This window comes from Acinetobacter sp. YH12134, assembly GCF_013418555.1.
GTDB classification, from domain to species: domain Bacteria; phylum Pseudomonadota; class Gammaproteobacteria; order Pseudomonadales; family Moraxellaceae; genus Acinetobacter; species Acinetobacter indicus.
Window position 1 is genome coordinate 69,489 of sequence record NZ_VPBT01000011.1, and the last position, 25,090, is coordinate 94,578.

28 protein-coding genes and 1 rRNA gene are annotated in these 25,090 nt (G+C 44.5%); 18 read left to right on the forward strand and 11 right to left on the reverse strand.

Annotated elements, in window-relative coordinates; translation table 11 throughout:
• The first annotated feature begins 3 nt into the window (after positions 1-3).
• The gene (locus tag FTU69_RS08180; RefSeq protein ID WP_168399949.1) at positions 4-1,875 is read left to right on the forward strand and encodes a SurA N-terminal domain-containing protein; all 1,872 of its coding nucleotides are present in this window, start codon (positions 4-6) and stop codon (positions 1,873-1,875) included.
• Positions 1,876-1,945: 70 nt separating this feature from the next.
• Here the strand turns inward: FTU69_RS08180 and FTU69_RS08185 are convergent, their stop codons facing one another.
• Entirely contained in the window at positions 1,946-2,818 is an 873-nt protein-coding gene (locus tag FTU69_RS08185; protein WP_075174536.1) for a DUF2797 domain-containing protein, read from the reverse strand.
• Positions 2,819-2,853: 35 nt separating this feature from the next.
• Here FTU69_RS08185 and FTU69_RS08190 point away from each other — a divergent pair, with 35 nt between their 5' ends.
• Both FTU69_RS08190 and FTU69_RS08195 read left to right on the forward strand, forming a co-directional pair.
• On the forward strand, positions 2,854-3,324 hold the full coding sequence (locus FTU69_RS08190; RefSeq protein WP_180103713.1) for a DUF6231 family protein: 471 nt from the start codon (positions 2,854-2,856) through the stop codon (positions 3,322-3,324).
• A gap of 107 nt (positions 3,325-3,431) precedes the next feature.
• Positions 3,432-4,043, forward strand: a complete 612-nt coding sequence (locus FTU69_RS08195; protein ID WP_180103714.1) for a YidB family protein — start codon at positions 3,432-3,434, stop codon at positions 4,041-4,043.
• Between the two features lie 110 nt (positions 4,044-4,153).
• Here the strand turns inward: FTU69_RS08195 and FTU69_RS08200 are convergent, their stop codons facing one another.
• The 5 genes from FTU69_RS08200 to FTU69_RS08220 all read right to left on the reverse strand — a co-directional run bounded on the left by FTU69_RS08200 (position 4,154) and on the right by FTU69_RS08220 (position 8,309).
• Positions 4,154-5,194, reverse strand: coding sequence for a porin (locus tag FTU69_RS08200; RefSeq protein ID WP_180103715.1), 1,041 nt, complete (start codon positions 5,192-5,194; stop codon positions 4,154-4,156).
• 346 nt (positions 5,195-5,540) lie between these two features.
• A complete protein-coding gene (locus FTU69_RS08205; protein ID WP_075167966.1) occupies positions 5,541-5,954 on the reverse strand; it encodes an HIT family protein in 414 nt (137 codons plus the stop codon).
• A gap of 27 nt (positions 5,955-5,981) precedes the next feature.
• Complete coding sequence (locus FTU69_RS08210; protein WP_045795400.1) at positions 5,982-6,251, reverse strand: YARHG domain-containing protein; 270 nt, start codon at positions 6,249-6,251, stop codon at positions 5,982-5,984.
• Between the two features lie 82 nt (positions 6,252-6,333).
• Entirely contained in the window at positions 6,334-7,206 is an 873-nt protein-coding gene (locus FTU69_RS08215; protein ID WP_160241257.1) for an NAD(P)-dependent oxidoreductase, read from the reverse strand.
• Positions 7,203-8,309: an alpha/beta fold hydrolase gene (locus FTU69_RS08220; protein ID WP_180103716.1), complete on the reverse strand. Its 1,107-nt coding sequence runs from the start codon at positions 8,307-8,309 to the stop codon at positions 7,203-7,205. Before FTU69_RS08220 ends, FTU69_RS08215 begins: the two co-directional genes overlap by 4 nt.
• A 137-nt stretch (positions 8,310-8,446) precedes the next feature.
• Between FTU69_RS08220 and FTU69_RS08225 the strand changes: the two genes are divergently transcribed.
• The 9 genes from FTU69_RS08225 (at position 8,447) to trpB (ending at position 16,186) form a co-directional block, all read left to right on the forward strand.
• Entirely contained in the window at positions 8,447-9,634 is a 1,188-nt protein-coding gene (locus FTU69_RS08225; protein ID WP_005178426.1) for an O-succinylhomoserine sulfhydrylase, read from the forward strand.
• An 80-nt stretch (positions 9,635-9,714) separates the two neighbouring features.
• Positions 9,715-10,044, forward strand: coding sequence for a YbaB/EbfC family nucleoid-associated protein (locus tag FTU69_RS08230; protein ID WP_005178423.1), 330 nt, complete (start codon positions 9,715-9,717; stop codon positions 10,042-10,044).
• A gap of 12 nt (positions 10,045-10,056) precedes the next feature.
• Entirely contained in the window at positions 10,057-10,653 is a 597-nt protein-coding gene (recR, locus tag FTU69_RS08235; RefSeq protein ID WP_005178420.1) for a recombination mediator RecR, read from the forward strand.
• Positions 10,654-10,873: 220 nt separating this feature from the next.
• Positions 10,874-12,016: an HRDC domain-containing protein gene (locus FTU69_RS08240; protein WP_180103717.1), complete on the forward strand. Its 1,143-nt coding sequence runs from the start codon at positions 10,874-10,876 to the stop codon at positions 12,014-12,016.
• Positions 12,017-12,145: 129 nt separating this feature from the next.
• Positions 12,146-12,454: a YcgL domain-containing protein gene (locus tag FTU69_RS08245; RefSeq protein ID WP_005178417.1), complete on the forward strand. Its 309-nt coding sequence runs from the start codon at positions 12,146-12,148 to the stop codon at positions 12,452-12,454.
• 21 nt (positions 12,455-12,475) lie between these two features.
• A complete protein-coding gene (locus FTU69_RS08250; RefSeq protein ID WP_168390615.1) occupies positions 12,476-12,859 on the forward strand; it encodes a hypothetical protein in 384 nt (127 codons plus the stop codon).
• A gap of 37 nt (positions 12,860-12,896) precedes the next feature.
• Positions 12,897-13,748, forward strand: coding sequence for a MoxR family ATPase (locus FTU69_RS08255; RefSeq protein WP_045795395.1), 852 nt, complete (start codon positions 12,897-12,899; stop codon positions 13,746-13,748).
• 15 nt (positions 13,749-13,763) lie between these two features.
• Positions 13,764-14,951, forward strand: coding sequence for a VWA domain-containing protein (locus FTU69_RS08260; protein ID WP_005178414.1), 1,188 nt, complete (start codon positions 13,764-13,766; stop codon positions 14,949-14,951).
• Between the two features lie 26 nt (positions 14,952-14,977).
• Positions 14,978-16,186: a tryptophan synthase subunit beta gene (trpB, locus tag FTU69_RS08265; protein WP_180103718.1), complete on the forward strand. Its 1,209-nt coding sequence runs from the start codon at positions 14,978-14,980 to the stop codon at positions 16,184-16,186.
• A gap of 111 nt (positions 16,187-16,297) precedes the next feature.
• Here trpB and FTU69_RS08270 read toward each other — a convergent pair whose 3' ends face one another.
• The 3 genes from FTU69_RS08270 to FTU69_RS08280 all read right to left on the reverse strand — a co-directional run bounded on the left by FTU69_RS08270 (position 16,298) and on the right by FTU69_RS08280 (position 17,619).
• A complete protein-coding gene (locus tag FTU69_RS08270) occupies positions 16,298-16,729 on the reverse strand; it encodes a CBS domain-containing protein (protein ID WP_016658998.1) in 432 nt (143 codons plus the stop codon).
• Between the two features lie 145 nt (positions 16,730-16,874).
• The gene (locus tag FTU69_RS08275) at positions 16,875-17,249 is read right to left on the reverse strand and encodes a DUF2750 domain-containing protein (RefSeq protein WP_005178408.1); all 375 of its coding nucleotides are present in this window, start codon (positions 17,247-17,249) and stop codon (positions 16,875-16,877) included.
• Between the two features lie 136 nt (positions 17,250-17,385).
• Positions 17,386-17,619, reverse strand: coding sequence for a hypothetical protein (locus FTU69_RS08280; RefSeq protein WP_180103719.1), 234 nt, complete (start codon positions 17,617-17,619; stop codon positions 17,386-17,388).
• Between the two features lie 224 nt (positions 17,620-17,843).
• On the opposite strand from FTU69_RS08280, the gene FTU69_RS08285 reads away from it, so the two are divergent.
• Positions 17,844-18,203 carry a hypothetical protein gene (locus FTU69_RS08285; RefSeq protein WP_005178401.1) on the forward strand — a complete coding sequence of 120 codons (360 nt, stop codon included), beginning with the start codon at positions 17,844-17,846 and terminating at the stop codon, positions 18,201-18,203.
• Between the two features lie 102 nt (positions 18,204-18,305).
• On the forward strand, positions 18,306-18,641 hold the full coding sequence (locus tag FTU69_RS08290; RefSeq protein ID WP_005178398.1) for a hypothetical protein: 336 nt from the start codon (positions 18,306-18,308) through the stop codon (positions 18,639-18,641).
• Here the strand turns inward: FTU69_RS08290 and FTU69_RS08295 are convergent.
• On the reverse strand, positions 18,565-20,148 hold the full coding sequence (locus FTU69_RS08295; RefSeq protein WP_180103720.1) for a pitrilysin family protein: 1,584 nt from the start codon (positions 20,146-20,148) through the stop codon (positions 18,565-18,567). The genes FTU69_RS08290 and FTU69_RS08295 overlap by 77 nt on opposite strands.
• An 11-nt stretch (positions 20,149-20,159) precedes the next feature.
• Positions 20,160-21,554 (reverse strand): pitrilysin family protein, encoded by a 1,395-nt coding sequence (locus tag FTU69_RS08300; RefSeq protein WP_104473059.1) that lies wholly within the window; start codon positions 21,552-21,554, stop codon positions 20,160-20,162.
• Between the two features lie 176 nt (positions 21,555-21,730).
• Between FTU69_RS08300 and ftsY the strand changes: the two genes are divergently transcribed.
• The 4 genes from ftsY to FTU69_RS08320 all read left to right on the forward strand — a co-directional run.
• Positions 21,731-22,831: a signal recognition particle-docking protein FtsY gene (gene ftsY / locus FTU69_RS08305; protein ID WP_180103721.1), complete on the forward strand. Its 1,101-nt coding sequence runs from the start codon at positions 21,731-21,733 to the stop codon at positions 22,829-22,831.
• Between the two features lie 275 nt (positions 22,832-23,106).
• The gene (locus tag FTU69_RS08310; protein WP_016658994.1) at positions 23,107-23,700 is read left to right on the forward strand and encodes a nitroreductase family protein; all 594 of its coding nucleotides are present in this window, start codon (positions 23,107-23,109) and stop codon (positions 23,698-23,700) included.
• A gap of 162 nt (positions 23,701-23,862) precedes the next feature.
• On the forward strand, positions 23,863-24,522 hold the full coding sequence (locus FTU69_RS08315; RefSeq protein WP_180103722.1) for a DUF2057 domain-containing protein: 660 nt from the start codon (positions 23,863-23,865) through the stop codon (positions 24,520-24,522).
• 490 nt (positions 24,523-25,012) lie between these two features.
• Positions 25,013-25,090, forward strand: a 16S ribosomal RNA gene (locus FTU69_RS08320); the annotation flags it as partial.

Here is a 25,090-nt window from a genome sequence, read left to right on the forward strand (position 1 = left end):
CTTATGGAATCTTTTCGTAATGTTATTAAGGGCTGGTTGGGCAAGGTTTTGCTCGTTCTGTTTCTGATCCCTTTAGCACTTGTAGGTATTGAAGGATATTTTAGTGGCGGCAATTCTGCCGACTCGGCAAAATCAGTAAATGGGCAACAGGTTTCCAAACAGGAATTAGAAGCCTTATCCAACTCATTAAAACAACAATATCTCAGCTATACACAGGGTGATGAGACCTTGTTGAATCAGGCGTATATTGAAAATAAAGCACTCGATACTCTGATTGCACGTACCTTGCTGTTACAACAGACGGAACATTTGGGTATTTCCTTAAGCGATGCGCAAATTGAGCAGATGATTGCCCAGCAACCAAGCTTTCAGGAAAATGGCCAGTTTTCTGAAGCACTGTATGCCAATTACCTGCGTTCAGTGGGTATGAGCAGTCAGGCTTTAATCCAGAACCTGCGTCAGGATCATGCCTTGAAAATGCTTAGCGCGAGCTTTATGGATCATGCCTTGGTGAGCGAGCTGGATATCCAGCAGATTGCCAATTTACAAACCGAACAGCGTACCTTGCATTTATCCAGCATTAAACTGGATGAATATAAGAAAAATATTCAGGTTTCAGCGCAAGAAATCAGTGATTATTACAATAAACATTCGACCCTGTTTAAGCAGGTCGCCAATGTTGATGTCGACTTTATTGTTCTGACGCCAGCACATATTTCCGCGACTGAAGCTGCAATTACCGATGCAGAATTGCAACAGGCCTATGACAAGTTTGTTGAAGCTCAGCAAAAAAATGCAGCGCGTGAGGTTAAACATATTTTAATTACCACCGATGCACGTGATGATGCAGCTGCCAAAAAACTGGCGGATCAGGTGTATGCTGAAATCCAGCAGGGCACCAGTTTTGCCGCTGCTGCACAGAAATATTCAGAAGACCCGGAATCTAAAGACAAGGGTGGCTTATTTGAGGCTTATGACGTGGGTGCCTTTGGCAATGCCTTTGATCAGGCAGTCACCAGTCTGAAATCAGGTCAGATTTCTCAGCCGGTGAAAACCCAATATGGTTATCATCTAATTCAGGTTGAAACCGATGCAGTTCAGGTGCCTTCTTTTGAAGCGGAAAAAGCCCGTTTAACTGCAGAACTGAAAAAGACCAAACAGCAAAATGCCTTCTCGGATACGGTAAATAGCCTGAATGAGATGGTGGTGGGTAGTGATGCGCTGGATGTGGTATCTCAGGAAGTCAAAGGCACCAAGGTTGAATCGGTAAAAGGCTTTAGTCTGGCCTCTCAGCATCCAGTATTATCTGATCCAAGTGTGAAGGTGAAACTGTTTAATGATGATGTGAAAAACGGCGATCGTAACGCTTCAAGTAACATTCAAATGGCCAATGGTAATGTGGTTTGGGTGAAAGTACGTGAGTATCATGCTGCGGGTGTGCAAACCCTGGCTGAAGCAACACCACGTGTACGTGCCAAACTGATTGAAGAAAAAGCCTTTAATGCAGCCAAAGCCAAAATCCAGAAATCACTGGATGAGTTCAAGACGCAACCGGCTGCAGAAGTCTTGGCTCAGCAGCAAATCCGTTTTGAAGATGCTGGTGTATTTACCCGTGCTGAAGGTCGTTTAAAGCGTGAAATTGAGCGTGCTGCATTTAGCTTGATGCCACCGAAGCAAGGGATGTGGTCTGTGACCACGGCAGCTTTGCCAAATGAACTGGTGGTCGTGGCAGTATCGAATGTGAACCGTACCACTTCAAATGCTTTAACGCCTGAACAGTTACAGGAGCTTGCCAAGTTGTATCAACAGCTGCGCGCCCAGCAAGAACTGGATGACTATACCCAGTATCTGAAAGCTAAAGCAGATATTGAATAAGTCTGACTGCATAATAAAAAACCGGCACAAACGCCGGTTTTTTTATTGTGCTTATATTTTGGTGAAAAGTTTATTCAGTACGGATAATCAGTTCATAGCCGGTATATTTACGGATATTAATTACGCCAGTATCTAAAATTAAATATTGTCCTTTAATCCCGAAAAGTTTGCCGCGAATCACCGGGGTTTTATCCAGATTATGCGATTTAATTTTTTCAGGATACTGTTCCACCGGATAAATAAACTCACGTGGACGTTCCTGCTCCATCAATTCCAGCGTTTCATTAAACTCAAGATTCTGGTTAAATTCTTCACGAATAGTGCTGATTTTAGGTGCAAATTCTTCAATCAGCTGGTCACGGGTCGCAATTAAATCGACCGGTTCAGCTTCACCTTTGAGTAGTTTGCGCCAGTCAGTTTTATCGGCAATCTGCGAACCAAACATGATTTCCAGCTGGCCAGATAAACGACGAGAGCCGACTTTCATAATCGGTAAGGCCTGAGTTGCGCCCTGATCCAGCCAGCGTGTTGGCATTTGGCCAATACGGGTAATCCCGACCTTTAAGCCACTGGAGTTGGCCAGGTACACCACATGTGGTTGGAAGCAGACAGATCGTGCAAATTCTTCTTCGCGGCAAGTGCCTAAATGATAATGACAGGTTTCCGGTTTCATAATACACATGTCACAGGACGCTTTGGTTTTAAAGCATTTAAAGCAGTGACCTTGTGAATAGGATTTTGGGGTTTTGCTGCCGCAAGAAACACAGTAAATATTGCCGGTCCATTCAATTTCTATTTCTTGACCCAAGCGAAAAGGCAGTTCGATTTCTGAGCGATCCAGAATAAATTTATATTCAACATTTGCCCGGTGTGTCTGTTGATCAGTTACACTAAGGTCCTTTAGACCTGCATGCATTTTATGGCAAATGCCTTGTAGTTCCATAAAAAATACTCACTTTCATCATAAGGAATGCAGTCATGGCTGAGATGAATGTCATCACTTCTATGCTAGACGATTTAACCCAGGAGCAGCCAGTTTCTACTGCATTGTGTATTGGTCAACATCTTGAACAATACGATCATCATCAGACAATTCAATGGCAATATTTTAACGTAACTACGCTTTTAAATCTGCCTTTTACCCAGCGTTTTGATTTGGCTTTTGTACTACTCGATACTGAAGAAATGGCAGATTTGAGCAGCGCGCAGAAATCGCAGGTTTTGGTGAAACTGCGTGATTTGCTGGCCAAACGTATGGTGGTGGTGACTAAACGTCAAGATGAACCTTTATTACGTGCCTTGGGCTTTACCCAGCTGATGGATAAAAGTCAGCCGCAGCATGACCTAATGTTGTGGCAATTTAATATTTTGACCTATAAGCATGTACCGGACTGGTTTAACTCCAAATTTTGGGCTAACCCGGAAAATTGGGATAAATATCGCTGGTAATGCTCAGCTTTTCTGCAGTTTTTGCAAAAACATAACAATTTCGGATGTTTCAGATGAATGAAGCATCGTATGCTGAGTGAATGTCATTAAAGGAAGAAACAAAAATCATGACAAACTTAAGCAATATTGTGGAAATTTTGGCGAAACAGGCCTTAGGTTCAAATTCTAATCAGCAGCAATCCCAACAAAGTGCTGGGCTAGGCGGTATTCTCGGTTCAGTTCTAGGTCAACTGGGAAATAATCACCAGCAGAGTGGGCAAAGCCAGCAAGGCGGTTTGGGTGGGATTTTAGGCTCTGTGCTGGGCCAATTCGGTGGTTCCAGTCAGGGGCTAGGTGGTAGTTCTAAAACTTCTCTTCTGGTTGCGGTATTGCCTTTGGTGCTGGCCTGGATTCAAAAGCAGGGTGGTTTGCAAGGTGCACTGGACAAATTAAAAGGCCAAGGCCTAAGTAGCCAGGTAGATGACTGGGTTTCGACTGGGCCGGGCGAGAATGCCAGTGTGAATCCGCAGGAAGTGCAGAGCCTGTTTGATGATGAAGAAGTGGAACAGGTGGCACAGCAAACCCATGCCCCTAAACAGGATATTTATGGCGCAATTTCACAGGTGTTGCCACAGATTATTGACTCTTTAACTCCACAGGGGGAGCAGACCAGTAAAACTGAAGCCAATAATGATATTCAGAATGTGCTGAATATGGTGTCAGGTTTCTTGAAAAGATAAGCCTGTTTATATAATGAAGCCAACCTGAGGTTGGCTTTTTAAATCCATAAATCTGGATATAAAAAAACACGCCGAAGCGTGTTTTTTTGTTTTTTAATTTCGGTTAAGACTTAGAAGTCATAACGGAAACCTAGAGAAAGACCGAATGCATCTTCACCACGTGTACCACCTACGCTATTTGAGCGTCCTTGAGACCATGGAGTCAGATTTGAGTTTTCATCATTCAGTACAGTAGCCAAGTTACCATATACACGTACTGCTTTGTCTAGGCGATGTTCAAGACCCACTGCAAGAAGAGTTGCATTTGCATCATCTGCATCTACATCACGGTGGAACACTTGACCACGTAAATAAGTTTTTGGTGCAAATTTATAGTCAGCAGCTACACCAAATACTTGGGCATCTGGGTTTGCAACATCGTTATCATGCGTTAAATATTGGTATAAACCACCGAAGTTTAATTCAGGTGTGATTTTATATGCAGCTGCAACACGGAAACCATCACGTTCGCCACGGCCTGCATCTTCTTCGTAGTGCTCATACGCAGCAGCAAAATCAACCGGACCTTCTTTATAAGTTAAAGCAAGATCGTAGGCTTTGTCTTTATTTGCTTCGTTATCTACGCTGTTATCTTCGTGTAGAGATAATGCGCCGATTACATTAAAGCCACCGCCAAATTTTGGTGATTTATATTCAATCGTATTGGCATTACGTTCATCAAAACGTAAGTTACCTGCACGTGTTACGTTACGGATATCACCTAATTGGTCACCAAAGAAGTTGACTGGACCGCGAGCAACTTTAAACGGGCTGTCAAAGCGACCTACACGTGCTTGACCAAAATCACCTTTTAAACCAACGAAAGTATCACGTGTAGCAAACTCTAAATCATCGTTTGCTGAACCGCTAGCGAAGTTAATTTCTTGTTCGATTTGACCAAAAACAGTCATGCCGTTTTCTAATTTTTGTTCAGCTTTGAAGCCTAAACGAGAAGAGTTTGAAGATAGTCCAACTTCGTTGTAGTCTGCACCATCATCAAGATAGTCTAAAGATACGTGTGCACGACCATATACTTTTACATCAGCAGCCATAGCTAATGCTGGTGTAAATAAGGTTGCCCCAACTGCTAATGCGCAAAGCGTTTTTTTCATGTGTAGCTCCAATACAGACTATTGTTTTTAGTCCTAAACATTGTTCAGAAGTAGGATTGATCTACCCCCGTTCTCTATTGGTGCTAAGTATTCCTTACAAATGCGACAGTAATATTAAGGAAATATTTCAAAAATATTAAAAAGTACAAATCAGATCAAAAACTTACTTTTAATAGCATTGTTATAAAAAGATAAATTTCCAAATCAGGAAAAATTTTTAAAATGAATCACTTAATTGCAAGCGAATTGACACCTTAGTGTCATAAAAATAGGTTTGGCAGAAGTTCTGCTTAAAAAAATGGAGCAGCCGCTCCATTCATTTTTACATTTCACCGGGAAAAATATTTTAAAGCGCTGCCTTAATCTTTTCAGCCAGTTGCATGATTTTTTCCTGGTCACCCATCTGCGCAGCATGTTTGCCGAGTTGATGTACCGAGGTAGGAATGAGGTGGAAATGAACATGCGGTACAGTTTGTCCCGCAGCAGCGCCAGACAGCTGCATTAATACAATTCCATCTAGTCCTAAGGCTTTTTCCATGGCTTTGGCAACTTTCTGCACCACCTGAATGGTGTAGGCTGCGACTTGTGGATCTAAGTCGAGCAGGGTAACCGCAGGTGATTTCGGGATGACCAGTGTATGACCATCTGCCTGAGGCATGATGTCCATAAACGCAAGAACCTGTTCATCTTCATAGACTTTAATTGCAGGCAGTTCTCCCCGCAGGATTCTTGCAAAAATATTTTGATCATCGTAAGCCATGATATTTCCTTTAATCAATGCACTGAATTATTTACAGTTCAATTCTTTCTGACGCGCCTTGATTTCGTCAAGTCGTTGTTGCTCTCTTTCAGAAAATTTTGGCTTGGTGGTATAGCAGTTGTCATTGCCAAACTTGGCTTTGGCTTCAGGATCTTTAAAGCAGAAGCCTTTTGATGCATAAATTACATCATGATCATTTTTCAGCTTTTGACATTCCTGTGCTGAAGCAAAAGCAGTGGTATTTGCCCCAATGAATGTTGCAAGACTGGTCAATAATGCAACAGTGAGCTTATTCATACGAGTTTCCTCTGTAATAACATTGTGGGTAAGCATCTACTCACAATATTAGGTTTTATTCTGATTATTCAATGGCCAGATCTTACTCAATTGTAATCTTGTTCCAGTCCTCATACATTTTAACGGCGCTGGAGAAGTCGCTATCTGGTTCAGCAGTAGCATTGGCAGCCTGAATCAAACTTTGGGCCAGTCCGAGTACCGGTGCTGAAAGTTTTGCATCGCGTACCAAGTCTAAAGCAATTCCGGTGTCTTTGGCCAGTAGCGGCAGGGCAAAGGTTAGTGGAAATGCGCGATTAAGAATACGCTGGGGTAATACCATTTCCGTTACCGCGCTTTTGCCGCTTGAGGCATTAATACAATCCAGCGCTTCGTTTAAGTTTACCCCATGCGCTTTTAAGGTGGTAAATCCTTCGGCAACGGCGCATAAATTCACAGCCATCAACATGTTGTTAATGGCTTTAACAGCAAAACCAGCGCCCGGTTCACCGACATGCTTGATCAGTTGCCCAAAAGCCTGCATTGCGGGTAGGGCTTTTTCAAAAGCTTGCGCATCACCGCCCACCATCACGGTTAAGGTGCCTTTTTCTGCACCGATGGTTTGTCCACTCACAGGTGCATCTAAAAAATCGACCTGTTGTGCTTTGAGCTGCGCAGCCACTTTTTTGGCAGAATCAGGCACACCGCTGGTACAGTCTACCCAGATAGAGCCGGCTTTTAGCGTCAAACCCTCTAACAGATGTTCTACATCCTGGCTGGTCGGCAGGCAGGAAAAAATCACATCGGCCTGTACGGCCTGTTCAAGCTGAACCGCCTGTGTAGCATATTCCGCTGCGTGTTGCTCGGCTTTGGCAAAATTACGGTTCCAGACATAGACTGTATCAAAATGCTGGGGTAAATGTGCGGCCATGCGGTATCCCATAGCGCCCAAACCAATAAATGCAACGGACTGAATCATGCGGTTTCCTTGTGTATTTTTGTTGATCTTTGCTCGAGCCACCGGGTCAGCTTGGGCCAGAATTCATTGGCACTTTTCTGGCTGGACATCAGGCCTAAGTGACCACCGGGAATAAGAGTAAACGTGACATCTGTACTACTTGTCAACTGGCTTAAAGGCTGTGCAGCGGCAGCCGTCACAATCTGGTCGCTTTGCCCGGCCCCGACAAATAAAGAACAGCGAATATTTTTTAGTTCAATATGTTCATCCTTCAGGCGGATAATGCCGTTTTTCAGCGGATTTTGCAGCCAGACATTCAGTACCATGTCCTGATTAATCCCGCCCGGATAATCAATCATATTGTTCAGGAAATTCCCCAGCGTGGCATGTTCATGCAGTATTTGCGGATCATGCAGGTTGAGCAACAGCTGGCGCTGACTGTCCAGCCAGCCTTTAGGATCTAGAATTTTAAAACCTAAAGCGTTGATGATGCCGGGCGTATGAATGAAATGTGGGGGAATAGAGCCCTGATGTAAGGCCTGTTTTAATTTGTGATTACGTGAAATCAGCTGGTTGCTGCGTTTAAACAGCTGGCCGATACGACCGGAAGCATAACTGTCCACCGGGCTGCCCAGCACCATTAGGTTTTTCACAATCTGAGGTTGACGATAGGCGGTATACAGCATCACAAAGACGCCGGCCATACTCCAGCCATGTAGGGAAATCTGCTCACTATGGGAATGCTGTCGAATCTGTTCAATACAATGCGGAATTGCGGCATTAATAAAGTACATAAAATTTAAATGACGATGGGCATAGTTTAAACGTCCCCAGTCAATCAGGTAGACATCAAAACCGCTATGCTGGAAATGCTTGATTAAAGAGCGATAGGGATACAAATCATAAATCGCCATATTAATCGCCAGCGGCGCAACAAAGACCAGCGGCTCCTGATAGGCTTTATTGGGTGAAGCGTAATAACGGATTTGTGCGTGTTGGTATTCGCCAATGATCTCATACGGTGTGGTTTGGGAGATCACCAAAGTCTTGCTGTTAAAAAGCCGGGTCGATAAGTTTTTTAACTTCTTGCGTTGATCTGCAAATTTTTTCTGTACTGGGTTCATAGCCTCTATCTGCTTGTCATGACGCTGAGTTGGATGAAGTCTAAGCGATATTTCCATATTTTACCTTGACCTTAAACACCTTGGGCGCTCAAAATGTTGGCAATTCTTATAACGGTAGTCTAAGGGCGAAAATCGAGATGAGCGAACAAGACGAGATCGAATATCAGTTAGATACTTTGGCAATTCGTACTGGTCATGACCGTACCTTCGAGGGTGAGCATAGTGAACCCATCTTTTTAACATCGTCTTTTGTTTGCGAAAGTGCAGCTGATGCAGCCGCCAAATTTTCTGGGCAAATTGAAGGGAATACCTATTCCCGTTATACCAATCCGACTGTCCATACTTTTGAAAAACGCTTAGCAGTGCTCGATGGCGCAGAACGTGCCGTGGCCACCAGTTCAGGTATGGCTGCAGTACATGCAATTACCCTGGCCTATTTAAAAGCCGGCGATCATGTGGTGTGTTCACGCGCGGTATTCGGTTCGATCATTTCATTATTTGAAAAATACGTCATGAAATTTGGCGTAGATGTAACCTTTGTTGATCTGGAAGATTTAGCGGCCTGGCAGCAGGCGATTCGCCCGAATACACGTTTACTGTTTATTGAAACCCCATCTAATCCATTGGCGCAAGTGGGTGATTTGCAAGCGATTGCTGATATTGCCCATGCAGCCAATGCCTTGTTTGCCGTTGACAATACCTTCTGTACCCCGGTTTTACAGCAGCCGATTAAATTTGGTGCGGATTTAATCATTTATTCATCAACTAAATATATTGATGGTCAGGGCCGTGCCTTGGGTGGTGCAGTGGTCGGTAATCATCAGTTATTGGAAGAAATTAATGGCGTGATTCGTACCCTGGGTAACTCGATGAGCCCTTTTAATGCCTGGGTCTTCCTTAAAGGTCTGGAAACCCTGAACCTGCGAATGAAAGCCCACTGTGCTAGTGCACAGAAGCTGGCAGAATGGCTGGATGCCCATCCAAAAGTGGAAACCGTATATTACGCCGGTTTGCCGCAGCATCCAGGGCATGAGTTAGCGAAAAAACAACAAAGCGGTTTTGGCGGTGTTGTATCGTTCGTGGTGAAAGGTGAGCGTGAAGGCGCATGGACCGTCATTGATAACACGCGTTTCTTATCCATTACCAGTAACCTTGGCGATGTAAAATCTACGATTACCCATCCTGCTACCACCTCACATGGCCGTATGTCTGCCGAAGCCAAACAGCAAGCCGGTATTTCAGAAGGTTTAATTCGTGTTTCTGTGGGTCTGGAAGATATTGATGATATTATTCGCGACCTTAGCCGTGGTTTAGACCTGATTTAATTTATAAATTCTGACATCTTTTTGCTGAATTTTCGTGTAGAGTGCTTAGCCAAAGATGTCAGTTTTGTTCGGAGATTTTTATGAACATTAATATGTTAATGCAGCAAGCGCAGCGCATGCAGAAAGAAGTAGAAAACAATATCAAGAAAGCCAAAGAAGAACTGGCACAAACTGAAGTGCATGCCGAAGCGGGCGGTGGTCTGGTCAAAGTAACCATGACCTGCCGTAACGTGGTGAAGCGTATTGAAATCAATCCTGAACTGTTACAAGACGATCCAGACATGATTGAAGACCTGATTGCTGCGGCCATGAATGATGCAGCGCGTCAGGCAGAAACCATTTCTGAAGAACGTATGAAAGCAGCGAATTCTGGTATGGGCTTACCACCAGGTTTGGCAGGCATGTTCTAAGGTAGCGCATCTGTGTTCAGCGATCGTTTTGATCAACTGGTACAAGCCTTGCGTATTTTGCCAAGTGTTGGGCCAAAATCGGCCCAGCGCATGGCCTTGCACCTGATCATGAAAAACCGTGAAGGCGCGCTGGGTCTGGCTTATGCCTTAAATGAGGCGACCACGCATATTCACGAATGTTCCATCTGCCATTCTTTAACCGAAGATGAAGTGTGCAATATCTGCGCATCTTCGGAACGTGATGAAGAATTACTCTGCGTGGTGGAATCACCAGCCGATGTCATGGCAATTGAACAAAGTGGCAGCTTCCGCGGTAAATATCATGTCTTGGGCGGGCATTTATCGCCGCTTGACGGGATTGGCCCGGAAGAAATCGGGATTCCAGCTTTAATTCACCGTTTAAGCTCGGGTCAGGTCAAAGAAGTGATTCTGGCGACCAATGCCACGGTAGAAGGTCAGGCGACGGCGCATTATCTGGTCGAAGCGACCAAGCATTTACCGGTGCAGATGACCCGGATTGCCCAGGGCGTGCCGCAAGGTGGTGAACTGGAATATATCGACAGTCACACTTTAAGTCAGGCTGTCCATAACCGTATGCGCATGAAATAAGTACTCCGGTGCTTATTTCATCAGATTTCAACTTTTTAAATTGGGTCTTAATCAAATATTGAAACTTTAACTAAGATATAAAAAATATAAACTTTTGTTTATCTTGAGCTTAAACTTTAAAAAAAATCAGCAAAATATACCGTAAGTTTTATTTTTTTATAGCTAAATTATATTTATTGGTTAAAATACCCCTTGAGAAACTTTAACGACTCTCTCTGCTATGTTCCAATTTATTCAACAGCAACAAGACTTTGAAAATGTTTTAACATTAATGAGTCAAAACTCTACCTATGGACTGGATACCGAATTCATCAAGGTTGATACCTTATGGCCCAAATTGGGGGTGTTCCAGATTAATGTCGCAGGAAAAGTTTATTTGCTGGATGGAACAACGCTGAATCTTTCGGCGTTCTGGGAAAAAATCTTTCAGGCGCAGCAGAATATTTTCCATGCCTGCGGCGAAGATATCGACCTGATCTATCATTATGCCCAGCAAAAATCACTGAAAAATGTATTTGATACCCAGGTTGGCATGTCTTTTTTGGGCTATGGTTTGCAGGTCAGCTATCAGAATGCTTTAAAGCAGGTGCTGGAAGTCGATATTGACAAAGATCAGACCCGTTCGGACTGGCTGGCGCGTCCATTATCACCGGAACAGTTGCAATATGCGGCCAATGATGTGCTGTATTTAATGCAACTGGCGGAAAAAGTACAGCAGGACTTGCAACAAAAATCGTTGCTGAATCTGGTGGTAGAAGACTGCCGTCATTTAACCCAGGAAATTGGGGAAGATACACCGCTAGAGCGTCTGTATCAGGATATCGGCAATTACCGCCATTCACGCCGTCAGCTTATGCAGTTACAGCAACTGGTGGTCTGGCGTGAACAGATGGTTAAGGCTTTAAACCAGCCACGCAGCTTTATTCTGAAAAATACCACCTTACTGGATCTGGTTGAAAAAAATCCGAAAAATAATTTTCAGCTGTCACACGTGAAGGAGATCCGTCCGAATATTTTACGTGAACATGGCAAAACTATTTTAGACCTGTTGAAATTCCTGCCCGATCCAGAGCATTGGCCGCTGCGCATGGCGCGTCCAATTCGCCATTCTTCCAAAGAGGTGGGACAGCACATTGAGCAGGTGATTCAGCGCGGCGTCAATGAAACCGGTATCCCCAAAGAAGTACTGATGCGGAAAAAATGGCTGAATGCCCTGTATCAGCATGTGGTATTTAAAAATGATGAGCAGGATTTGCCGGGCTATTTATTGGGCTGGCGTTATGATCTGCTGACCAAGCCGCTGATTGAAGTGCTGCATCAAGATCAGCAGTATTTATCCAATCATATGAAAGTGATGGATTAAAAAAACAGCAAACTGCTGCCAGAATTATGATTTGTACACAATCACGACTGATGCGTTAATAATCACTAATGTATCCGTCTTTTTTTTGATGTATGCTTTGGCCTGAGTTAAACGAGTATTGTGCTGAATATGTTCTGTTCAATTTATAAATCGAGCAAAAAAGATGAAATGTATCTTTATGTCGCTCGTATTGAAAGCCAAGATGATCAAGCAGAAGCGGCAGATCCGCTTGAAGTGGTACCGGAAGTACTGCGTACTGCATTTGGTCGTGCAACGTTTGTTATGGATTTAGAATTGCATGAAAACCGTAAACTCGCGCGGGCCAATATTCTGCATGTCATGGATTCGATTCAAACCAAAGGCTTCTTTATTCAAATGCCGCCAGAAGGTTTAATTAATCCGAATGCGGTTGAGCCAGAAGGCTTACGCGGTGCCTAAGTTAAATTCAGGAGTTGAGTGATGGAAAATTTAATGACTTTTTTAGAATCAATTCCTGAAAATACCATTGCCGTTACGGTCTATCTATTGGGTAGCCTGATTATTTTATGGTGCTGGTATGAAATTGCCAAACGTCTGCCTCATCCACTTGGCGGCGTAAGCTGGATTGTGGTCTTTGCCATCTTGCTGACGCCTACCCTTTCCGAAGGGCATAATGCAGGTATTGCACCGGCCACCTTTGGTTTGCTGTTTGGTGTATTAACCAAGGAAATGCCGCTGGTCTGGTCCAATTTATCTGCCATTCTGGTGGTGATTGGTTTAGGACTGGTGGTTGGTTATTTCTGGTCTAAATATAGCCAGCGTAAGGCAGGTCTTGCTGCCAAGAACAACAGCACAGCGCTTTAATTACAAAAATAAGTTTAAATTGAAATAAGGTTATCTCATGTCTGTAGATACACAACACTTCACTGGTACTGATCAATACATCGCCACTGACAGCTTAAAGCTGGCGGTGCAGGCGGCACGTCGTTTACAAAAGCCCCTGTTAATTAAAGGTGAACCGGGTACCGGTAAAACCTTACTGGCCGAGCAGGTCGCGCAAAGCCTGGGACTGAAACTGATTACCTGGCATATCAAATCGACCACCAAAGCCCAGCAAGGCCTGTATGAATATGATGCCGTGTCGCGTTTACGTGATAGCCAGCTGGGGGATGACCGGGTTTATGATATTAAAAACTACATCAAGCCGGGCAAACTGTGGGAAGCGTTTAGCAGTGAAGAGCGCTGTGTACTGCTGATTGACGAGATTGACAAGGCCGATATCGAGTTTCCAAACGACTTGCTGCATGAGCTGGATAAAATGTCCTTTTTCGTTTATGAAACTGGCGAAACCATTAGCGCAACGCAGCGTCCGATTGTGATCATCACTTCCAATAATGAAAAAGAACTGCCCGATGCCTTCTTGCGTCGCTGTTTCTTCCATTATATTGATTTCCCTGATGAAGCCACCATGCGCGACATCATCAATGTGCATTTCCCGAATATCTCCACGACTTTGGTGTCAGAAGCCTTACAGGTATTCTTTAAACTACGCCAGATTCCGGGCCTGAAAAAACCACCTTCAACCTCTGAATTGATTGACTGGCTGAGCCTGTTAATGGCGGATGACATGCCGGACGATATTCTGCGTAATGCTGACAAAACCAAAGCCATTCCACCATTGTATGGCGCGCTGATTAAAAACGAGCAGGATGTTCAGTTACTGGAACGCTTAGCCTTTATGGCCCGTCGTTAAGGGAGTAATCGCCACATGTTTGTGCGATTGTTTTATACCTTAAGAAAATACGGCGTCCCGGTCACCACCCGCGAACTGATTGACCTGAACCGTGCAGTGGCAGAAGGTCTGGTCTTTGCCAATCAGGATGAGTTTTATCATCTGGCCAAAACCATTATGGTCAAGGATGAGCGCTTTTTTGACAAGTTCGACCGGGCCATGAAAGATTACTTTGATGGTATCTCGACCTTTGATCTGGATGAATTGCTGAATCAGGTCCATAAGCTGCCGAAAGACTGGTTTGATCTGGAGCTGCTGGAAAAGCATTTAACCCCGGAGCAGCGCGAAGAACTGAAAAAAGCCGGTTCATTGGAAGAGCTGATGAAAATGCTGGAAGAGCGTTTACGCGAACAGCATAAAAAGCATCAGGGCGGTAACCGCATGATTGGGACCGGTGGAACCTCGCCGTTTGGTGCCTATGGTGATCATCCTGAAGGGGTGCGTATAGGCGGGCCGGGCCGTAAACGTTCAGCGGTTAAAGTCTGGGAACAGCGTCAATACCGTAATCTGGATGATGACCAGCTGCTCGGTTCACGGCAAATGCAAATGGCGCTGCGCCGTCTGCGCAAGTTTGCCCGTCAGGGCGCGGCTGAAGAGTTAGATGTCGATGGCACCATTCGTGAAACCGCCAAACAGGGTATTCTGGATGTGCAACTGGTACCCGAACGGCGTAACCGGGTTAAAGTGTTAATGCTGTTTGATGTCGGCGGCTCCATGGATGCGCACATCGCCCAGTGTGAAAAGCTGTTTAGTGCGGCCAAAACCGAATTTAAAACGTTGGAATATTTTTATTTTCATAACTGCCTGTACGATTATGTCTGGAAAGACAATGTACGCCGTTCACACACCCGTATGAATACCTGGGATTTATTCAACACCTACGGACGCGACTATCGTGTGATTGTGGTCGGGGATGCCAGTATGGCACCTTATGAGCTGAATGCCGTTGGGGGTTCAGTGGAATATATGAATGATGAGGCCGGGCAAGTGTGGTTGCGCCGTTTACGCCAGCATTTTGATAAAACCGCCTGGCTGAACCCGGAACAAGAGCAATATTGGCACTACACCCAGACCATCGGTTTAATTCAGCAAATTTTTGAAAATCATATGTATCCCATGACGTTAAAGGGGATTGAAGATTTAACCCGTTATTTGGCGCGTTAAGCTTCATAAAATAGAAGGAATACTGCATGAACTCTCAGATGAATGGCGTTGCCTTACCCAATGAAGATGGCTTTTTTGGTGAATATGGCGGGCAGTTTATTCCACCGCATCTGAAAGCGGCGATGGATGATATTAAAGTGGCCTACGAAGAAATTCGTCAGACTTCGGAATTTCAGCAGGAACTGGCTGAGCTATTCGCACATTATGTGGGTCGTCCAAGTCCGCTATTTCATGCCAAGCGTTTATCTGAGCAGTTGGGCGGGGCACAAATCTATTTAAAACGTGAAGATTTAAATCACACCGGCGCCCATAAAATTAACCATTGTTTAGGTGAAGCTTTGCTGGCCAAATATATGGGCAAAACCAAAGTCATTGCTGAAACTGGCGCTGGTCAGCATGGCGTGGCATTGGCAACCGCCTGTGCCCTGGTCGGTATTCCATGCGAAATTCACATGGGTCAGGTCGATATTGAGAAAGAACATCCCAATGTCGTAAAAATGAAAATTCTGGGCGCCAAGCTGATTTCCGTGACCCGCGGCACTGCAACCTTAAAAGATGCGGTAGACAGCGCCTTCGAAGAATACTTAAAAGATCCGAAAAACTATATTTATGCGATTGGTTCGGTGGTGGGACCGCATCCATTCCCGATGATGGTACGTGATTTCCAGGCCATTATTGGTGATGAAATTAAAGTTCAGGCGCAGGAACGTTTTGGTGCACAGCCGGATTATATTGTGGCTTGTGTCGGTGGTGGTTCTAATGCTGTGGGCGCTTTTACCGCGTTTCTGAATGATCCGGAAGTAAAACTGGTTGGTGTTGAGCCAGCCGGTCATGGCCTGAATACCGATATGCACTCTGCAACCCTCACCTTAGGTAAACCGGGTCAGTTACACGGTATGGCCTGTTATGTGCTGGAAGATGAGCAGGGTGAGCCACTCCCGGTACACTCGATTGCATCTGGGCTGGATTATCCGGGTGTAGGGCCACAGCACAGCTTCCTGAAAGATGCTGGTCGTGTCGAATATACCACTGCTACTGATCAGGAGTGTCTGGACGCCTTTATTCAGCTATCACGGGTTGAAGGGATTGTGCCGGCACTGGAAAGCTCGCATGCGGTCGCATGGGCAATGCGTGAAGCACCAAAAATGTCCAAAGACACCAATATTGTGGTGAACCTGTCCGGTCGCGGTGACAAAGATGCGGACTATGTGGCACACAAGCTGGGCTTGAATTAATCCTGTTTAGTCTCTTTTAAACGAGCAGTTTTAAAAAAGATCGTTTTTTAAAAGGCTAGCCATAAAAAAACTCTCTTGAAGGAGAGTTTTTTTGTTTTTTATATTGTCTGTTTAGCTGGCAATATATTGTTGTAGCTGGTCGATCAGTTTACGTTGATCATCCATTACTGCTTTTACCAAGTCGCCAATCGACACCAGTCCGACCAGTTTGTCATTTTCTACTACCGGTAAATGACGTAAATGACGATCGGTCATCAGGCTCAAACAGTCTTCTACACTGGTGCTTTGGGTCACGGTCAGTACCTTTGCGGTCATAATCTCATTGACGGTGGTGTCATAAGAAGAGCGTTCCATCAACGCAATTTTACGGGTGTAGTCACGCTCGGATAAAATCCCGACCACTTGGCCTTCATGGGTCACTACAAGCGCCCCGATGCCTTTATCGGCCATAATTGAAATTGCTTCGAGTACAGTTGCTTCTGGACTAACGGTGTATATTTCCTGGCTATGCTTATCTTTTAATACGTGTGTTACATTGGTCATTCTGTCTGGTCCTTGCCATTTTTGTTCTTGGTATGGGTTCTAACTTAACCTCAATTTTGAAAAATGCCAATAGTTTTATCATTAGAGGCCATAATCAGCAGTCATATTGTTTTCATTGAGGTTTAATGGTGCATGAATCTCTACGTTAAGCGGTCTTTAACTGGGCGTCATTAAAGAAAAAGTGTTTCATTTGCTGTGTGGTCAGCTTGAATTGCTGGCTGGAACAATGACACAGCGCCGGTGTAACTTTTAAACGGGTTAAGGTCGGTAACAGGGAATTCTGAAAATCCTGCGGGCTAATCTGGCGCGGAGTGTAGTTTGGCCAGTGTTTCTTGGCATATTTATAGGCTTGGACACCGTTTAACCAAAAGGGAAAAATAAAATCATCCTGATCGGAGGTCATGGCCCAACCCTGATGATATAGCCCCCAAAGTACCCCGCAATACATCATTGATTTTAGAATACTGATTTTCATGTGAATATCTTGGGCAGCGGGTTTTAAAGACTTAATCTGGTTCATGTCATATAAACACTAATGTGGTGCCTGTATTGTAGGAAATTCAGATGAATAAAGCGTTTAAGCTTTGCGTTAAATCGTAAACAAATATAAAAAACAAATTTCAGGCATTAAAAAACGCCACCTAGGTGACGTCTGTTTATGCTTGCATGGTGGCCATATTCTGCCAGTACTGTGCTTTGAGTGAATCGCGTTCTACGCGGAAGCCTTGATAGTACAGTTCAGCTAAGAACATAGCGGCTTTGCCATGACCCGCGCGGGCAACCTGTTCAAGTTCAGCCACAGCCTCTTGGAAGTTCATCTGTGATTGAATGGTGTTAACCGCATTTGCATATGCAATTTCAAGATCATGGTGAGAGATACTCTGAATCATATAAAACTCCTTTATTTTAATTATGATCGCAATAAAGACTGTATAGCCAGTCTAAATAATAGTTTATCGAGGTTGTGTTAAACTAATATTACACATTCGTGGAAATGTCAACTAAGAGATGGGGCAGATCCGTGATATTTCAAGTTTACATGATTAAACATTGAACACTCTATAATTTTATTATGATATGCATATAAGAAAGGTAACATAAAAAGGAGAGCCACATGACAAATACAATAGACGGTTTTAACTTTGATCTGCCTTTACGTGCGGAGCAGATTATCGAGCTGGCCCATCATCACCGTAAAAAACTCGATGAGGCGGTGTTCCATCAGGAAATTCATTTAGGTGAGTATTGTCTGGCGCAGCGTAAACGTGTGCATGACTTTACCAGTACACTCGATCCACAGCAGCGTGAAGAATTCTACCGTATTTATAATGGTGAGCTAATCAGCATTGCCGATGATGATGAACTGCATCCGGCTGATGCCGAAAAAGGGGTCAGTATCTTTGCCATCTTCATTGTGCTGGCCATTGTCGCGGGTATTATCCTGTATACCGTATTCCGCGCGCTGATGACTTAAGCAGCAGTGGCTCAATTTTACTCGCCAGTTCGGGTAAAATTGGGTCATCTATCTTGTGCAAATACCGCTAGCATCCTACACTACGGCTATTCGAGGTAGGCTATGCATGACGCAATACAAAAAATTTCTCAATTATTCATTCAATTAAAATCACGACTCACGTTAGAGCAAATTTATAATGGGGTAGTGGTCAGCATTATTGTCATTATTCTCCTGTTATCTTCCATTGCACTTTATCGCCCGGTCGGGTCCGTACAATTTCAGAATATTGAGTATCTGTCACAGCAGTCGATGTATCCTGAAACTCAGGAGATGGCTGTGCGCTTAATGCAGCAGCCACAGGTGCGTTATGGGCAATATCTTAAATTGATGCAGGCCCATCAGATGGAACTGGGTCAGGCAAAACAACTTCCTCCCCTGGATGTGGAGGCGTATTAATCGCCGGAATATCTTCAACCTGAGGAAGCGATTGACCGCCAGTGGTCTGTAAATTGTACTGCAACAGTTGTTCTAAAGCCGCCTTATCTAAACTTTCACTCACTACAATCACGGTCAGATGTTCCGGATGCAGATGCCGGCGTACCGCAGCTTGCACATCTTCGGCGCTAATTTTACTGAGCTGCACTGAATATTCACTCAGGCTCTGTGCTGATTGTCCATAAAATCCCAAACTGCCGAGCTGGGCATTAATACTGGCATTGCTGCTGTAATGGTTGGGATAGGCTCTTAACAAGCCGTTTTTGGTTTCTTCCAGCTGTTTCGGATCAATCGGTTCACGGACAAAATCGACCAGTGCCTTATGCGCGACACGAATACTGTCCATCAGCTGATCTTGCCGGGTTGAGTAGCTGATGCGAAATACACCCGGTGCCTGACTAAAGCTCATGCTGCTAGATGCGCCATAGGTATAGCCACGTTTTACCCGCAGTTCTTTCATCAAAACAGAATGAAAGCCACTACCGCCGAGCATACGATTGGCCACTTCTAGAGCCAGCCGGTCTGGATCATGACGTGTGGTACCAATATGACCGAGCACAATATGCGCCTGACTGGACTGATAGGGCATGTGTACAATCTGAAAGCCATTTGCTGTGATGGGTGTGGGGAGTGGTGCAGCCGCCTGACCTTGCGCTAAGTTGCCGGCAATACGTTCTGCCAGATTTAAAGCTGCTTTGGCCTGCATTTTTCCGGTAATGGCAATATTCATATTCTGCGCCACCAGAAACTGCTCACGGAACTGTTGCAGATGTTTGGGCTGAATCCGCTGAATACTGCCATTGGTGCCGTTAATTGGCTGGGCATAAGGATGTTGCCCATATAAGCTGCGATACAGCTGAATCTCCATCATCCGGCTGGGATTTTCTTTCAGCTGTTTTTGCCCCAGCTGGTTATTGCTGACCACCATGCCAATACTCTGTTTTTCAAAGGTGGCATGTTTGAGCAGTTCCATCATCATGGCTAAAGCCGGTTCCAATTTTTCCGGGTCAGACAGCACCCGTAATTTGACAATAAACATATCTCGATAGGCTCGCGCACTAAACTGCGCACCGACCTGTTCAAACACGGCAGCCACTTGTTGTGCGTTATATTTGGGCGTGCCTTCATCTAAGAGCTGGGCGGCCATATTGGCCACGCCGTATAAGCCGCTTTCAATTTCCCGATCACGCGCGGCACCGGCATTAAAGGTCAGCTGTATATCCAGAATTGGCAAGTCCTGTGTTTCCACAAACAGGGTTCTGACCTGATAGCGGTTATTCAGGTCATGCACATAAGGCGCGCGATAATCCAATTTCTGCTGATTAATATTTCTGAGACTTTGCAGCAGCGGCAGAGATTGCAAGGTATTTGGATTTTCATCCACTTCGGTGGTGGTATTAACATTGGCCTGCGCAGAACTGATCGCAAATAAGCTGGCCACCAGAACGCAGGAACGGAAATAGGGCATGTCGGTATCCTTTAGGGTGACTTGCTGTGTGGACGCAAATACAGCGTGGTCAAATTGTCACGCACAAAATAGACATTGGCGACGCGTTGAATGTCTTGCGGGCGTACGGTTTCAAAATGCTGGGGCAGCTCATCCATCAGGCGATAACTCAATCCGTTGACTTCCAGATTACCCATCATCTTGGCCTGTCCCGCTAGATCATCCTGACTATAAAGCAAATTCGACACAAACTTGGCTGTCACGCGTTTTACTTCCGGTTCATGCACCAGCTCGGTTTTCAGGCGTTCAATTTCAGCCTGAATCGCCTGTTCGGCTTGGGCCAGATCCACGCCATCCACCGGTAAAGCTGAAATGGTAAACAGGCTGTCGCCACGATTATACGGATCATAGCTGACGCTTAAGGCACTTAAGAGTTTTTGCTCGCGAATCAGACGCTGTTGCAGGCGCGAAGAAATACCGCTGTCTAATAAATGCTGAATGATGGTCAGTGCATAGGCATCTTGCGGATTGGTCGCAGTCGTTAGCGAACGGACATTCCAGGCCATATACAAATTCGGCACCTGAACCGGAAAATTCAGTTCCATGTGCCGATAGCCCAGACGTTCAAATTCGCGGACATCATTGCGGGCTGGCAGGCTGCGCGCTGGAATATCGGCAAAGTATTTTTGTACCTGGAGCAAAGCCGCTTCAGCATTAACATCGCCGACAATAATTAAAATGGCATTATTCGGGCTATACCACTGCTTGTACCACTGACGTAAATCCTCCAGCTGGATATTTTGCAGATCTTTCATATGCCCAATAATTGGCTGGCGATAATGACTGGTCGGGTAGGCAATCCATTTAAACCGTTCAAAAGCCAAAGCACGCGGATTGTCATCGGTACGCTGGCGCCGTTCTTCCATCACCACTTTGATTTCGGTGGCAAAATCCTGCTGGCGCAGCAATAAATTACGCATCCGGTCGGCTTCAAGCTCCAGCGCCATCGGAAAATAGGTTTTTGGATACAGCTGATAATAATTGGTGTAATTGGTAAAGGTCGAGGCATTGACCCGGCCGCCGTAAATCCGGCTGAGTCGGGTAAATTCATCATTTGGCACTTTATGCGTACCCTTGAACATCATGTGTTCCAGCGCATGGGAAATACCGAGTAAATTTCCCGACTCATCACTGCTACCAACTTTGTACCAGATTTGAGTCATCACCATCGGCGAACGATGATCTTCACGAATAATGACTTTTAAACCGTTTTTTAACGTGGTTTCAACGGTACTGCGTGCCAGCTCGCTTTGAGTATTGGCCGCCAAAGCATTCGATGAGAAACCGATCAGAAGTAGGGTAAGGGCGAAACGTTGTTGTTTTAAATGATGAACCACAGCAGGCAAAATTTTATTGTTCAGTATCACAAAGATGATCCGCAATGCATCTGTATTTGCTTTCATTCTTCAGAAACGGGGCAGTGAAAGCAAGGGAATCCTGTAACTTTTTGCAGCCTGCGACACATGATTGGCAATGACAAGTCAAAGCGGGCAGTTTATGTTAGAATCCAACTTTTTAACGCACTGCTTTTCAAGGATTCGGCATGCAACAGCAATCTAATGGGCAAAATAAATTTTTGATTGATGCTGATATCGGGGATGACGATGTCACTTTACCAAGTTTACCTGCGGTAAATGTACCTATCGTTGAAACACCTAAAGTAGAACAAGCACCTGTTTCTGCGCCTGTAGCCACAGAAGCAGCTGAAGAGAAATCAAAAGGCGGTTTCTTTAGCCGTATGAAAGAAGGGTTAACAAAAACCCGTAAAAACTTTGCCGATGGGATGGTCAACATCTTAATTGGTGGCAAAGAAATTGATGATGAACTTTTAGAAGAAGTTGAAGAGCAATTGCTGGTGGCCGATATTGGTGTCGATGCCACCAAAACCATTATTGCCAACCTGACTGAACGTACTGCGCGTGGTGATCTGATTTATTCACACTCGTTGTATAAAGCCTTGCAGGAAGAGCTGGTGGCTTTACTGGCGCCGCGTGTTAAACCGTTGCATATTGATTCGAATAAAAATCCGTATGTCATTCTGGTGGTGGGCGTGAATGGTGTGGGTAAAACCACCACCATTGGTAAGCTGGCCAAACGTTTACAAGGTGAAGGCAAGAAAGTCATGCTGGCCGCTGGTGATACCTTCCGTGCAGCAGCGACTGAACAGTTACAAATCTGGGGCGAGCGTAATGATGTTGCTGTGGTCGCACAAGGTCATGGTGCAGACAGTGCTTCGGTTATTTTTGATGCCTTTGAAAGTGCGCGTGCCAAAGGTATGGATGTCTTGATTGCTGATACTGCAGGACGTTTGCATAACAAAGGTCATTTAATGCAGGAACTGACTAAAGTTAAACGCGTGATGCAAAAAATTGATGCCACTGCACCGCACGAAGTGATGCTGGTGGTAGATGCCGGTACTGGTCAGAATGCGATTAACCAGGTTGAAATGTTTGATGAAGCGGTTGGCTTGACGGGTCTAACCATCACCAAACTGGATGGTACCGCCAAAGGTGGTGTGCTGTTTAATATTGCCAGCCGTACCCATGTGCCTATCCACTTTATTGGGGTGGGTGAAAAAATTGATGACCTGCGTCCATTTTCAGCCAAGTCCTTTGTGGCAGCGCTGTTTGAAACAGACAAATAAGCAGCTCAAAAACTCCGCGATTTGCGGAGTTTTTTTATATATCCTTTAAACTGGAAGAAAACCTAATAATTGATCTAAACCTAGAGCAGGAATGATGCTCCATCCGCTTTGACGTGCTTTAAAATTTAACTTGTTTTCATAAAATCTACGATAAGCGCGGTTATTGTTCCATAAATGCAACACATTGTTATAAAACTGGGGCTATTTTCCAGCCCAGGCAGCCATTAAGATAAATCCATCTGTTATAAACACAAGACCATACCAAGGAAAAAGATATGTCATTTAAAGATCATTTACTTAAACGCCGTACCATTTACTCAATTGGTAAAAATGTGGCGCTAGACGAAGCGAAAATTGAAGAAATTATTAAAGAAGCCGTTCGTTTAAGCCCATCTTCGTTTAACTCGCAAACTTCACGTGTGGTGATTCTGTTTGGTGAGTCACATGCCAAATTCTGGGAAATTGTACGTGAAACCTTGCGTAAAATGGTGCCGGCTGAAAACTTTGCATCAACTGACAGCAAAATCAGCAGCTTTGCCGCAGGTTTTGGTACTGCGTTATTCTATGAAGACCAAGATGTCGTGAAAGCACTGCAAGAACAATTTGCACTATATGCAGATAACTTCCCGGTATGGTCAGAGCATTCAACAGGGATTGCCCAGTTTGCAACCTGGATTGCGCTGGCAGAAAACAACATTGGTGCATCGCTACAGCATTACAACCCGATTATTGATGAAGAAGTTGCGGCGACCTTTGATGTACCAGCCAACTGGAAATTAAGAGCGCAACTGGTGTTCGGTTCAATTGAAGCACCAGCGGGTGATAAAGAGTTTATGAATGATGCAGATCGTTTTAAAACTTTTCACTAAGTTGCATAGCTAAACCAAAGAAAGGGCGCATTCAGCGCTCTTTTTTATGGCAAAACGACACTAAAAAGAGAGAAATTGGGCTTTCCCCATTTTTGTCATAAAACTGTCATTTCAGCGCTGCATAGTGCAACTAAAATTGAACAATCGACTAGAGTGAACAGCATGGCTTTACGTTTATCCTTCGCAGCACTGGCTTTAAGTTTAAGTAGTACAGCTTTTTCCGCAGTGTCCATTACGGCACCGGAAGAAATTAAGGTTGAAGGTTTAAATGGTCAGGAAGTGAAAAGCCGTCTGTTTAGCAGTAATCATAACTATAGCGTGCAGCCTGGCGAGAATGTGCTGAGCGTACGTTATGTACAGTTTTTTGAAGAGCATCCGGGCATTGGTTCACACGATATTGTACGTTCGGGCATCGTGCATATTAAAACTCCGGTTTTACAAGATAAAGCCACATACCGTTTAGGGCTGGTGAATCCACCAAAAACGCATGATGATGCCAAGGAGTTTGCCAAGCAGCCGGTATTCGGTTTATTTGATGCGAAAAATCAGCTGCTGGTGCAGCAGGCTGGAGCCAAAGATTTAAACCGTGGCATTTTACAAAACTTATTTAGTACTTCTTCAACAGAATCTGCGCAGGCCGCACCTGTATCGGTGACACAACCAGCAGCGGTGTATAGTCCGCAAGCAGTCGTGACAACCAAACCCGTTGCAACTGTTAGCAATGTTGCCGGTGCAGATCAGCAACTGATTCAGCTGTGGCAACAAGCGTCTAAAACAGAACGACAAAAATTTATGTCGTGGCTGGTAGAACAGGCCAATTAAAAACCGCAATAAAATGAAAAGATTATAAAACCAGCTTCGGCTGGTTTTTTATTTATAGATTTAAAGTCTAAGTGGACTACTTTATTTTTATAATTACTTAGCTAAACTTAGTAATACAGATGAAATATGCAGCAATCTGGTTTAAAAAATAACCAGACGGGTACTTTTTTCTTAAAAATTTATAAAATGTGCTTGCAAAGCTTTTAAATTTCTCTAGAATGCACCCCATACCGACGAGATACACGGTGATGAACGAGGCGGATCGCTGAGTTGTCGAGTGTTTTGAGTCCAGCTTCTGGCACTGACGAGGTGTTAGAAAGATCATTAAGAGATTATGAAGAACAACTTGTGTGGATTTTTACTGGTTGATTAATCGAATATATTTTCATTAATTGATTGGTTTAAATTACTCGAAGTTTATTTGAGCGAATTTAAGTCAGAAATTGATGAGCCAGATTTGGTCACTTCGAATAAAGTGACAAAATGATTTTAACTGAAGAGTTTGATCATGGCTCAGATTGAACGCTGGCGGCAGGCTTAACACATGCAAGTCGAGCGGAGCGAGGGT